9 protein-coding genes are annotated in these 11,987 nt (G+C 59.9%); 1 reads left to right on the top strand and 8 read right to left on the bottom strand.

The window, feature by feature from the left end; all coding sequences use genetic code 11:
* Window positions 1–103: 103 nt before the first annotated feature.
* From C4N24_RS04710 to C4N24_RS04690, 5 genes are all read right to left on the bottom strand, one after another.
* Window positions 104–511 (bottom strand): NusG domain II-containing protein, encoded by a 408-nt coding sequence (locus C4N24_RS04710; protein ID WP_112090503.1) that lies wholly within the window; start codon window positions 509–511, stop codon window positions 104–106.
* Window positions 508–2,424, bottom strand: a complete 1,917-nt coding sequence (locus C4N24_RS04705; RefSeq protein WP_112090502.1) for a flavocytochrome c — start codon at window positions 2,422–2,424, stop codon at window positions 508–510. The genes C4N24_RS04710 and C4N24_RS04705 overlap by 4 nt, the downstream gene beginning before the upstream one ends.
* Window positions 2,425–2,533: 109 nt before the next feature.
* The gene (locus C4N24_RS04700; RefSeq protein ID WP_005935035.1) at window positions 2,534–3,532 is read right to left on the bottom strand and encodes a GGGtGRT protein; all 999 of its coding nucleotides are present in this window, start codon (window positions 3,530–3,532) and stop codon (window positions 2,534–2,536) included.
* Window positions 3,533–3,550: 18 nt separating this feature from the next.
* Entirely contained in the window at window positions 3,551–4,252 is a 702-nt protein-coding gene (locus C4N24_RS04695; RefSeq protein WP_015537775.1) for an iron-sulfur cluster assembly scaffold protein, read from the bottom strand.
* Window positions 4,253–4,581: 329 nt separating this feature from the next.
* Complete coding sequence (locus C4N24_RS04690) at window positions 4,582–5,775, bottom strand: MFS transporter (protein WP_112090501.1); 1,194 nt, start codon at window positions 5,773–5,775, stop codon at window positions 4,582–4,584.
* Between the two features lie 162 nt (window positions 5,776–5,937).
* On the opposite strand from C4N24_RS04690, the gene hisS reads away from it, so the two are divergent.
* Window positions 5,938–7,179 carry a histidine--tRNA ligase gene (hisS, locus tag C4N24_RS04685; protein ID WP_112090500.1) on the top strand — a complete coding sequence of 414 codons (1,242 nt, stop codon included), beginning with the start codon at window positions 5,938–5,940 and terminating at the stop codon, window positions 7,177–7,179.
* A gap of 142 nt (window positions 7,180–7,321) precedes the next feature.
* Here the strand turns inward: hisS and C4N24_RS04680 are convergent, their stop codons facing one another.
* The 3 genes from C4N24_RS04680 to C4N24_RS04670 all read right to left on the bottom strand — a co-directional run bounded on the left by C4N24_RS04680 (window position 7,322) and on the right by C4N24_RS04670 (window position 11,932).
* Window positions 7,322–8,743: a glycine--tRNA ligase gene (locus C4N24_RS04680; RefSeq protein ID WP_112090499.1), complete on the bottom strand. Its 1,422-nt coding sequence runs from the start codon at window positions 8,741–8,743 to the stop codon at window positions 7,322–7,324.
* A 155-nt stretch (window positions 8,744–8,898) separates the two neighbouring features.
* Complete coding sequence (locus C4N24_RS04675) at window positions 8,899–11,103, bottom strand: ATP-binding protein (RefSeq protein ID WP_112090498.1); 2,205 nt, start codon at window positions 11,101–11,103, stop codon at window positions 8,899–8,901.
* The gene (locus C4N24_RS04670) at window positions 11,096–11,932 is read right to left on the bottom strand and encodes a substrate-binding periplasmic protein (protein WP_112090497.1); all 837 of its coding nucleotides are present in this window, start codon (window positions 11,930–11,932) and stop codon (window positions 11,096–11,098) included. Before C4N24_RS04670 ends, C4N24_RS04675 begins: the two co-directional genes overlap by 8 nt.
* Window positions 11,933–11,987: the final 55 nt, after the last annotated feature.

Below are 11,987 nucleotides of genomic sequence, written 5' to 3'. Positions count from 1 at the left end.
TCTGCCCGCATTTTGGTGCGCGGGCAACACCTGTTTCCGTAAAACAAAATGGATGTCTCCCCTTTGTATTCAGGGAGACATCCATCATGGAAGCCTGATCACTTCATTTTGAATCTGCGTCTGCGGTGGGCTCTACCACCACATACACGCCTGCGGGCACACAGGCGGCCCATGCGCCGTCCTTATCCAGCCAGCCGAATTGCTCACAGACATGGTCCGGGCACTGACTGTCCAAAAACGCGATGACACCATCCTTCACCTGCAGGTGCACAACGTAGTCTCCTACCTCGTACAGATAATCGTGATCCTGCGCAAGGGTCAAAGTCTCGGTAACGCCGTCACCGAAATCTACAACGGCCTGCAGGCCGCTGCCCTTGGCGGGATGCTGCGCCCGCACCGCAAGAAAAACACCTGCGGCCAGCGCCAGCACCACCAGTGCAAAGATCACATTTTTCTTCCACGCGCTGCCCTTGGGGGCGGCGGTGTCAGAGTTTTTTTGCTTTATGCTCATGCAGCATACTTGCTGGCAGCTGCACCGGCAATGCGGCCAAAGACGGTAAAGTCGGCCACAGCGTTGCCGCCCAGACGGTTTGCACCGTGCACACCGCCGGTCACCTCACCTGCCGCGAACAGGCCGGGGATCACAGAACCGTCAGCCTTCAGCACCTCGGTGTTGGTGTTGATCTTCAGGCCGCCCATGGTGTGGTGCACACCTGCGGTGACCTTGATGGCGTAGTAGGGAGCAGTATCCAGAGCCTTTGCAAAGCTGGTACGGCCAAAGTCGGGATCGTTCTTGGCCTCAACGTAGCCGTTCCAGGTCTTCATGGTCTCGGCAAAAGCAGCCTCGTCCACGCCCATAGCCTTTGCCAGTTCCTCGTAGGTCTGGCCGGTCACGGTGTAGCCCTTCTTGATGTAGCCCTGAATGACGCTGGAAGCATCGACCATAGCCTGATCCACCACCAGCCAGCTGTAGCTGCCGGTCTGAGCGATCTCGGCAGCGGAAACCACGTCACGGGTGCCCACTTCGTCGATAAAGCGCTTGCCCTCGGCATTGATCAGCACAGCGCCGTCGCCGCGCAGACCCTCGGTGATCAGAGCGGCGGTGTTAGCCTCCACGGTGGGGTGGATCTGGATCTGATCCATGTCCACAGTGTCAGCGCCCACAGCGGTAGCCATCTCAATGCCCTGACCCTGTGCGCCTGCGGCGTTGGTGGTCATAAAGCCCTTCAGCTCGGGCTTGTACTCGGTGACCATGTCCAGATTTGCGCCGAAGCCGCCGGTGGTCAGCACCACAGACTTGGCATTCACGGTGATGGTCTCACCGGTGGAGCCGGTAGCCTTCACGCCCACAACGGCACCGTTTGCATCGGTCAGCAGCTCGGTAGCGGTGGTGTTCAGCAGGGTCTGCACGCCGGCCTTGTCGCAGTTCTCCTGCAGCAGGGGGATCATGTAGGAGCCCACAGAAAGGGTCTTGCCCTCAGCATCCACGGGGCGGTGGATACGCTTGACGGATGCGCCGCCGAAGCTGGAAACGCTGTGCAGGGTGATGCCGTGCTCGTCCAGCCAGTCGATGGCGTCAGCGCTGTTAGAGCACAGAGTCTCCACCAGAGCGGGGTCGTTGATGCCCTTGCCGCCGATCATGGTGTCCAGCTCCATCAGCTCCACAGAGTCGAAGTAGCCCTTGGGGTCTGCCTGATAAGCTGCCCACTGCTCAGAGACGGTCTTAGCCAGAGCGGTGATGGTAGCGTTGTCAGCGTACTTTTCAGCAGCGGTCTTCAGGGTCTTTTCCACGCCTGCGGACTCGCCGAACTCGTTCTCGTCCTGATACACGGTGTCACCAGCGTTCATGCCGCCGGTAGCGCGCACAGAGTTGCCGCCCACCATGGGCTGGCTCTCCAGAATGACCACGCTCTTGCCCTCGGCAGCAGCTGTGATGGCAGCAGTCATACCTGCACCGCCTGCACCCACGATGGCAATGTCTGCGTCAATGGTGGAGTCCTCGGCCTTGTTCTCCTCAGCCTTGACCTCGGTCTTGTAGTCGTCAGCGTTCAGGCCGGCTGCGACCAGAGCGGCAGCAGCAGCTTCCTTGATGGCGTCAGAGGTGATGGTTGCGGTGGCCACACCGTCCACGGCAATGCTGCCGCTCTCGGCAATCGCGCCGGGCAGCTGCTCCAGAGCCATAGTGCCGATGCCGGGGGTCTCGTCCTTGCCCTCGGCGGTGCAGCCGGTGATCTTGCCATCGGTCAAAGTCAGAGTGACGGTAACATCGCCGCCCATACCCTTGGCGGTGCCGGTGAACTCGCCGGACACGCCTGCGGTGGAGGAGGCAGGCTTGCTGCCGCAGCCGTAGCCCAGCAGGCTGACGCTTACAACAGCCGCCATGGCCAGCGCAGCCACGCTCTTGCGGATCTGATTCTTTTTCATTGTTTCATCCTTCTTATTTTGGGTTGCTTGTGTTCGGATATCTATCAGCAAAAAAGGGGGAGCTGCTCATTCGGAGAGCAGCTTCCCCTCGCTGAAACTTAGGAAAAGATTAGGCGTTAGCCTGAGCTGCAGCAACAGCGCAGGCAACGGTAGCGCCGACCATGGGGTTGTTGCCCATGCCGATCAGACCCATCATCTCAACGTGTGCGGGCACAGAAGAGGAGCCTGCGAACTGAGCATCGCCGTGCACGCGGCCCAGAGAGTCGGTCAGGCCGTAGCTTGCGGGGCCTGCAGCCACGTTATCGGGGTGCAGGGTACGGCCGGTGCCGCCGCCGGAAGCAACGGAGAAGTACTTCTTGCCGTTCTCGATAGCCCACTTCTTGTAGGTACCGGCAACCAGATGCTGGAAGCGGACGGGGTTGGTGGAGTTGCCGGTGATGGAGCACTGCACGTCCTCCTTCTTCATGATGGCAACGCCTTCCATAACGTCGTTAGCGCCGTAGCACTTAACGGCTGCGCGCTCACCCTCGGAGAAGGGGATCTCCTTGACCACAGTCAGGGTCTGGGTGGGGATGTCGTACTCGGTCTGCACATAGGTGAAGCCGTTGATACGGGAAATGATGTAAGCTGCGTCCTTGCCCAGACCGTTCAGGATGACGCGCAGGGGGGTCTTGCGGACCTTGTTTGCGGTGCGGGCGATGCCGATAGCACCCTCAGCAGCAGCAAAGGACTCGTGGCCTGCCAGGAAAGCGAAGCAGGTGGTGTCCTCGCTCAGCAGACGAGCGCCCAGGTTGCCGTGACCCAGACCGACCTGACGCTGCTCAGCAACAGAGCCGGGGATGGTGAAAGCTTCCAGACCCTCACCGATAGCAGCTGCGCACTCGGCAGCGTCGGTCAGGCCGCGCTTCACAGCGATAGCGGTGCCCAAAGTGTAAGCCCAGACAGCGTTATCAAAGCAGATGGGCTGCACGCCGCGGACGATCTTGTCGCAGTCGATGCCCTTAGCGAGGAGCATCTCGTTGCAAGCGTCCAGAGACTCCAGACCGTTAGCCTTCAGGCATGCCTCGATTTTAGGCATACGGCGATCCATAGATTCAAAAGTTGCCATTGAGTTGTTCCTCCTCTCTTATTCCTCACGCGGGTCGATGTACTTCACAGCGCCCTGCTCCTTGCTGAAGCGGCCGTAAGTACCCACGTTCTTCTCGTAAGCCTCGTTGGGGGTCTTGCCGTGACGGATATCCTCCATCATCTTGCCCAGCTTGACGAACTGATAGCCGATGACCTCATCGTTAGCGTCCACTGCCAGCTTGTTGATGTAGCCCTCGGTCAGCTCCAGATAGCGCACGCCCTTCTCCTTGGTGGAGAAAATGGTGCCGGTCATGGAGCGCAGACCCTTGCCCAAATCATCCAGACCTGCGCCGATGGGCAGACCGTCCTCAGAGAAAGCGGTCTGGCTGCGGCCGTAGACGATCTGCAGGAACAGCTCGCGCATAGCCACGTTGATGGCGTCGCACACCAGGTCGGTGTTCAGAGCTTCCAGAATGGTCTTGCCGGGCAGGATCTCGCCTGCCATAGCAGCAGAGTGGGTCATGCCGGAGCAGCCGATGGTCTCCACCAGAGCCTCTTCGATGACGCCGTTCTTGATGTTCAGGGACAGCTTGCAGGTGCCCTGCTGGGGTGCACACCAGCCCACACCATGGGTGTAGCCGCTGATGTCCTTGATCTCATAGGCCTTGACCCATGCACCCTCTTCGGGGATGGGAGCCGGACCATGCTTAGGACCTTTGGTGATCGGGCACATATTCTGTACTTGCTGCGAATAGGTCATAATCATACTCTCCTTTTGACAAATGTCGCTTTGGCAGCATAAAACCGCCGCCGCGCCCTGCCGGCACAGCTGCTGCTCCATACTGCTTGCATCCGAACCGGGTGCGCTGCTCTCTTTCAGCGCCTGCACCGGTACTACCACGCATGGTTTTATTATAGAGAAAACGGACGAATTTTGCAAGTCATTTCCTGCAAAAAGTACAGCCGGGTTTTACGGTCATCCATCGCTAACTGTCATTTCCACCGCTTTATACAAAACAATCGTCAAGTTTTTGTCAATTCTGCCGTAAGCACCGGCAAACTTTTTGCAGCCTTTACTTTTTGCGCGTTTCAGCGCGGGTCTTTCTGCACCGGATGCAGCGCCCAGATGGCCGCAAAGCCCGCCGCCGCACCGGCCATAGCAAGCAGGTGCCGCCCGTTTTCCAGCGCCAGCAGATTGGCTGCAAAGGGGAACGCAAGGCTGCCCACGCTCTGCCCCAAGGCCAGAAAGCCGTAGTTCACCCCCGCATGGGGCAGACCGAACAGGTCGGTGGAAAGGGCAGGCAGCACCGCCGCCAACGCCGAGTAGCAGAAGGTGAGCCCGGCGTAGCACACCACCACCCACCAGCCTTGCGCTGCCCAGAACGCCGCCGACAGCGCAAGCGAAGCTGCAAACAGTCCAAGGTCGGTGGCGCGGCGGCCAATGTGGTCGCTGAGCATGGGCATCAGCATCCGTCCCGCAGCGCTGCCCACGCTGCCCAGTACGATGCTCCACAGCGCAGCAGTCTCGTCCAACCCGCGCTCCATGCCCAGCTTTAGGATGATGGGGCTGAACAGCAGCACCGCCGGTGTTGAAAAGCACACCGCGCCCGCACACAGCCAGTACTGCTTTGTGCGCAGCATCTGCCCCGGGGAAAGGTCGAGGGTGTTTTTGCCGCTTGGCTGCTGCTTTTTCTGCGGTGGGTCGCTGAGTACCGCACTGCCCGCAAGGCACACCGGCAGGGTGAGCGCCCCCAGCGCCCAGAACGCACCCCGGATGCCCTGCACCGGGCCAAAGCCCCGCAGCGCCGCCCGGACGAACAGGGTAAGGAACGCGCCGGAAAGTCCCACTGCACCGCCGATGACCCCGGTCGCCAGTCCCTTGCGCCCTGCGTACCACTTTTGGGCGCAGGACTGGATAGAGGGGTACAAAAAGGCCGTGCCCAGCCCCGCCGGGATGCTGAAAGCCAGAAAGAACCCCCACCCTGCCCTGCCCGGCAGAAAGGCCGCTGCAAAAAAGCCGCCGCAGAGCAGGGCTGTGCCCCACAACGCCGCGCAGCGCGGACCCTTTTTATCCTGTAAAAAGCCGCCCAGCACACACCCCACCCCAAAGGCGGCGATGAGCAGGGCAAAGGCGTAGCCCGCCCCCTGCTCCGAAAGGCCGTATTCCTCCATGACCGGCTTCTGAAAGACGCCCCACGCCGCCGGTAAGCCGGTAAGCACCTGAATGGCTGCCCCCGCAGCCAGAATGCTCCACGGGTGTTTTGCTGCAAACTGCTGTTTCATACCTTCACCTCAAAGATTTGTGCAATTTGCGATAGTGTGCCCATTTGGATTGACAATCCGGCATTATCCTTTATAATGGTAAAGTACTGAGTTAAAAACGCTCCCGCCCCTTTTCAGGCATCGAGGGCGGGTACAATTTACAGATAGAGAGGAATTACTGTTATGAAAACACAGGCTTTGAAGGGTATGCGGGATCTGCTGCCCGCCGAACAGACCCTGCGCGACTACATTCAGGGCAAGATTCTGGAGACCTACCGCTCTGCCGGTTTCGAGCGTATCTCCACCCCCATGCTGGAGGATATGGAAAATCTGGACAAGTCCGAGGGCGGCGACAACCTGAACCTGATCTTCAAGGTGCTCAAGCGCGGCGACAAGCTGACCGCTGCCCTGAACACCGGTGACCCCAAGCAGCTGTCCGACATGGGTCTGCGCTACGACCTCACCCTGCCGCTGAGCCGCTACTACGCTGCCAACAAGGATAAGCTGCCCAGCCCCTTCAAGGTCATCCAGACCGACCGGGTGTTCCGCGCCGAGCGCCCGCAGAAGGGCCGTCTGCGTGAGTTTGTACAGTGTGATATCGACATTCTGGGCGATGCTTCCCCCAACGCCGAGGTGGAGCTGATCGATGTGACCACCCGCGCCTTGCTGAACATCGGCTTTACCGGCTTTACCGTCAACATCAACGACCGCCGCATCCTGCGCGGGATGCTGGAGAGCATGGGCTTTGCCGCCGACACGCTGGACTCCGTCTGCATCACCTTTGACAAGATGGACAAGATCGGTGCCGAGGGCGTGAAGGCTGAGCTGACCGAGAAGCAGCTGCCGGAAAGCGCCATCCACGCACTGGCAGACTTCATTGCCGCCGGGGACGTGACGCTGGACGCCGTAGCTGCCCGCTGCGCCGACCCCGCCATCGCCGATGACCTGAAGTATGTGCTGGCCACCGCCAACACGCTGGCTGCAGGCCGTTATCAGGTAGCCTACTGCCCCAGTCTGGTACGCGGTCAGGGCTACTACACCGGCATGGTGTTCGAGGTGACCTGCCCGCAGTTCAGCGGTGCTGTGGCCGGCGGTGGACGCTACGACAACATGGTGGGCAAGTTCCTTGGCGTGCAGGTGCCCGCCGTGGGCTTCTCCATCGGCTTCGAGCGGGTGTGCGGCATTCTGCTGGAGCAGGGCTACCAGATCCCCGGCGCAAAGCAGAAGATCGCCCTGCTGTACGGCAAGGACACCGACTTCCCTGCCGTGCTGCGCAAGGCTGCCGCGCTACGCGAGCAGTACAACGTCACCGTACTGCCGCAGGGCAAAAAGCTGGGCAAGCAGCTGGGTCAGCTGGAAGCCGCAGGCTTTGCAGGCGCAGCCTTTATGGACAAGGACGAGGTAAAGATCTTCGCCCAGCAGTAAGCTGCCCGCCTGACGATTTTTAATTTTGTGGCTCAGAAACGTCTGCGGATGTTTCCGGGCCACTTTTTTCAGGCGTCACAACGCAAAAAAGCAGCCCCGCCGGTGCTCCGGCGGGGCTGCTTTTTGCGTAACAGTGTATTTTTTAGAACTCGATCTTGCTCTCGATGTAGCTCTTCAGCTCGCTGATGGGCATACGCACCTGCTCCATGGTGTCGCGGTCACGGACGGTGACGCAGTTGTCGGCAGCAATGCCCTTGGCCTCGTCGCCCACAGTGTCAAAGTCCACAGTGACGCAGAACGGAGTGCCGATCTCGTCCTCGCGGCGGTAACGCTTGCCGATAGAACCGGTATCGTCGTAATCCACCATGAAGTACTTGCTCAGCTCGTTGCGGATCTCCATGGCCTTCTCGCCCAATTTCTTGCTCAGGGGCAGCACGGCGCACTTGTAGGGAGCCAGAGCAGGATGCAGACGCAGCACGGTGCGGACATCCTCCTTGCCCTTGCTGTCGGTCAGGTGCTCCTCGTCGTAGGCCTCGCACAGGAAGGCCAGCGCCACGCGGTCGCAGCCCAGAGAAGGCTCGATGACGTAGGGGATGTAGTGCTCGTTGGTCTCGCTGTCGAAGTACTCCAGACTCTTGCCGGAAGCCTCCTGATGGCGGGTCAGGTCGTAGTTGGTACGGTCTGCAATGCCCCACAGCTCGCCCCAGTCGGTGAACGGGAAGGCATACTCGATATCAGTGGTAGCACGGCTGTAGAAGGCCAGCTCTGCAGGCTCGTGGTCACGCAGGCGCAGGTGCTCCTTCTTGATGCCAAGGCTCAGCAGCCAGTTCTCGCAGTAGTCCTTCCAGTAAGCGAACCAGTCCAGATCGGTGCCGGGCTTGCAGAAGAACTCACACTCCATCTGCTCGAATTCGCGGGTGCGGAAGGTGAAGTTGCCCGGGGTGATCTCGTTGCGGAAGGCCTTGCCCACCTGACACACACCGAAGGGCAGCTTGCGGCGGGTGGTGCGCTGGATGTTGGCAAAGTTGACAAAGATGCCCTGTGCGGTCTCGGGACGCAGATAGCAGGTGGAAGAGCTATCCTCGGTCACACCGATAGCGGTCTTGAACATCAGGTTGAACTTGCGGATGGGGGTAAAATCGTGCTTGCCGCACACGGGGCAGACGATATCCTCGTGCTCTGCGATGAAAGCGTCCATCTCGTCAAAGCTCATGGCATCCACATTCACCTCGGGGTGCTCTTCCCCGATCAGCTTGTCGGCGCGGTGGCGTGCCTTGCAGGCGCGGCAGTCCAGCAGGGGGTCCGAGAAGCTGGACACATGGCCGGTGGTCACCCATGTCTGGGGGTTCATGATGATGGCAGCATCCAAACCCACGTTATAGGGGCTTTCCTGCACAAACTTTTTCAGCCATGCCTTTTTGACGTTGTTCTTGAACTCCACACCAAGGGGGCCGTAGTCCCAGCTGTTGGCCAGACCGCCGTAGATCTCGGAACCGGGGAACACATAACCACGGTTCTTGCAGAGATTGACGATCATGTCAAGGGTCTTTTCGCTCTGTTCCATTGTAGTACATCCTTTCCGTCCGCGGCTGGTTTGCCGTGTCGTATCGTGTTGTGTTCCGGCGGCTTTCCCCACCGCCGGGCGTGCTTGCGGCTTGCGCAAGCACAGTATATTTACTGTACCATGTTTTGCCCCGCTTGTAAAGCCCGGCAAACAGTTCAGCCGCGCTCTGTCAGGTATTTTACCAGCAGGCGGTACAGGGCATCCGGGTCGATTGGTTTAGGCAGGTGCTCGTTCATGCCGGATTCCAGCGCCTTGCGGCGGTCCTCTGTAAAGGCGTTTGCCGTCATGGCAAAAATGGGGATGGTCTTTGCGTCCGGGCGGTCCATGGCGCGGATAGCGCGGGTAGCCTCGTGGCCGTCCCGCACCGGCATCATCACGTCCATCAGGATGGCGTCAAAGCCGCCCACCGGCGAGGCTGCAAAGGCTTCCACCGCCTGCTGTCCGTCGGCGGCTTTGGTCACCTTTATGCCCACCTCGTTCAGCAAAAACTCCATGATCTCCATGTTCAGGGCGTTGTCCTCGGCCAGCAGCACCCGCTGTCCCTGCAGCACGGCAAGGTCTGTCTGCTGCTGCTCCGGCTCTGCGGCTTCGGTGCTGTCGATGACAAAGGGCAGGGTGATGGTGTAGGTGGTGCCCACGCCCTGCCGGCTTTCCACCCCGATGGTGCCGCCCATTTTATCCACAAGGCTTTTGGTAATGGACATTCCAAGGCCGGTGCCGCCGTATACCGAACGCGCCCCGGCATTCTCCTGCGTGAAGGGTTCGAACATCCGCTTCTGGAACTCTTCGCTCATGCCGATGCCGGTGTCCGCGCAGACAAAGCAGATCTGCACCTTGTCCCCGGTGCAGCTCAACTCAAAGCAGTCCAGCATCACACGACCCTTGTCCCGGTTATACTTGATGGCGTTGCTGAGCACATTCATCAGCAGCCGCTTGACGTGCAGCGGGCTGCCCACCAGCCGGGGATGCGGCAGCTTTCCGTATTCCCGGTGCAGCACGATGCCGCGCTCTGCCGCCTGTTTTTCCAGCACGTCCGTGATCTCGTGCATCAGCTCGGGCAGATCAAAGGGCACGCTTTCCAGCACCACCTCGCCGGACTCCAGCTTGCCCATGTCCAGCACCTCGTTCACCAGCTCCAGCAGCAGGGTGGATGCCTCCCAGATCTTTTTGCGGCAGTCGGCCTGCCGTGCCATATCCTCCGGGCAGCGGTCACCGATCTCCACCATGCCCCGGATGCCGTTGATGGGGGTGCGGATATCGTGGCTCATGCGCTGCAAAAACTCGGTCTTGGCAAGGTTTGCGCTCTCCGCCTTCAGCGCAGCCGCCTTGAGGGTCTTTTGGTACTCCTGCTCCTGGCGCAGCTGCTGCTCCCGGTAGCGCTGGTCGGTCTTGCCGCGCAGCAATTGCAGCAAAAACAGGAGAACCATGTAGGTAAAGGCAGCCATGCTCACATTGCGCATGGTGGAAACATATACTTCTCGCTCCGGGCGGTAGACATAGATGTAAAAACTGCGCCCCTGCCCCACGATGCCGTAAGCGTACTGCTGCCCGGTGGTGCTGTGCACATGGATCATGCCGCCGTCGGTGCTGCGCGCTTTTAAGGCAGAAAGGGTGGGGTTATCGTCCACGGTGGTATCCAGCAAAGAGGTGTCGTTGCTGGCCACGATGCGGTCGCCCCGGGTCACCACGATGGTGCCGTCCACGGCGGGGTTATAGCCCTGCACGCAGTTCTGGTAGGAAAGGTTGTAATTGCGTACATATTCTGCCGTGGTGCGGTAGTACACCACAAGCACCCCGTCCCCGTCCTTCCGGGCGCAGGCTGCGGTGTCTACATAGGAGCCATCCTCATTTTCCGACCGCCCGGCGTAGACCTGCTCCGGGTGGTCGGCCACCTTCAGCACGATAGAACCGGCCAGCTGCGCTTCCATCTGTTCCCGGACCTGCAGGTCAGCCGTCCGGCCATCCTGTGAGGCTGCGCACAAAATTTTGCCCTCTGTTGAAAGCACCAGTGCGCCGCTGAGGGTATAGTCCCGCAGATATTCCACCATAGCGGCATCGTCCAGTACCCGCGCGGGGTCATCCTGCCGGTCGTGCGCGATCTCTCTGCACAGATGCTGGGCGTTTTCCATCATCCGCATCAGGCTTTTGGTCTCCGTGGCAAGGTTCAGGTTGTCGTAACCGGTGCACTGCTCCTTAACATAGCTGATGGTATCCTCAAACTGCTTTTCTGCATTTTGCAGGTCGCTGTGCGCCGAGACCCCCAGCACGCCGCCCAGCAGCAACAGTCCCGCAAGTGCACACACCATGATGAACTGCTTCCGGTTGAAAATACTCTGGCTCTTTTCCATTCCGTCATGCATGGGTACTGTCCTCCAGTCCATCCAGATAGTGCTCGGGGTCGTCCAGATAGCGGCTCACGATCTGCCGGACGGTGCCATCTGTCAGCATCTCCTGAAAAACCTCCGTCAGCTGCTGCGGCAGGTCATCGCCGCGCTCTTTGGCAAAGGCAACGCCCAGCCGCGCCGTCATCAACGGCTCGTCCAGAATGCGGTATTCAACGCTGTAATCCTTCATGAACTGCCGGATGGCGCTTTCGTGGGCGGCTAAGGCGTCCGCGTAGCCTTTGAGCAGGGTGGTGTAGAGCAGATCCCGGTTCTGCAGGGAATACAGCCTGCGCAGCCGGGGCAGACCATTCTGCTCCGCATTCAAAAACAGTTCCTCCGGCTTTGTGGTGGACTGCACCGCCACCACCTTACCGGCCAGATCCTGCAGGGTGCGGATGTCGCTATCGGAGCGCACCGCCACCACCTGACGGCTGTGCAGATACGGCCCTGCCCATTGGTATTCTTCCTCGCGGCCATCCATGGAAAAGCTGCCCCAGATGCAGTCGATGGTGTCGTTTTCCACCAGTTCCTTCTTCTTTTCCCAGTCGATGGTCACAAATTTTGCCCGGTAGCCCAGCCGCCCGAACGCCTCGGTGGCCAGTTCCACGTCAATGCCGGTGGGCGCACCGTCCGTGCCCATATAGTTGAAGGGCGGGTAGTTATCGCTGCCCACCACAATGACCGGCATTGCAGCCGTATAGTCATCCGTTTTTTCGGTACGCCCGCAGCTGCAAAGCAGCGCCACGCACATCGCCAGCGTCAGCAAACAGGCCGCCAGCCGCAGTCCTCTTCTGTGTTTTTTCATGGTTCTTCCATCCTGTGTTTTTTGCTGCTTTTTGTAATAGAATGCTCCACGCTAT

Origin of the sequence: Faecalibacterium prausnitzii, from assembly GCF_003287405.1 — a bacterium.
GTDB classification, from domain to species: domain Bacteria; phylum Bacillota; class Clostridia; order Oscillospirales; family Ruminococcaceae; genus Faecalibacterium; species Faecalibacterium intestinale.
This window is presented reverse-complemented; position numbering and strand designations above follow the sequence as displayed.

Coding starts and splice junctions, on each gene's coding strand:
- C4N24_RS04710 (WP_112090503.1), bottom strand. CDS start 511: ATGAGCATAAAGCAAAAAAACTCTGACACCGCCGCCCCCAAGGGCAGC.
- C4N24_RS04705 (WP_112090502.1), bottom strand. CDS start 2,424: ATGAAAAAGAATCAGATCCGCAAGAGCGTGGCTGCGCTGGCCATGGCG.
- C4N24_RS04700 (WP_005935035.1), bottom strand. CDS start 3,532: ATGGCAACTTTTGAATCTATGGATCGCCGTATGCCTAAAATCGAGGCA.
- C4N24_RS04695 (WP_015537775.1), bottom strand. CDS start 4,252: ATGACCTATTCGCAGCAAGTACAGAATATGTGCCCGATCACCAAAGGT.
- C4N24_RS04690 (WP_112090501.1), bottom strand. CDS start 5,775: ATGAAACAGCAGTTTGCAGCAAAACACCCGTGGAGCATTCTGGCTGCG.
- hisS (WP_112090500.1), top strand. CDS start 5,938: ATGAAAACACAGGCTTTGAAGGGTATGCGGGATCTGCTGCCCGCCGAA.
- C4N24_RS04680 (WP_112090499.1), bottom strand. CDS start 8,743: ATGGAACAGAGCGAAAAGACCCTTGACATGATCGTCAATCTCTGCAAG.
- C4N24_RS04675 (WP_112090498.1), bottom strand. CDS start 11,103: ATGCATGACGGAATGGAAAAGAGCCAGAGTATTTTCAACCGGAAGCAG.
- C4N24_RS04670 (WP_112090497.1), bottom strand. CDS start 11,932: ATGAAAAAACACAGAAGAGGACTGCGGCTGGCGGCCTGTTTGCTGACG.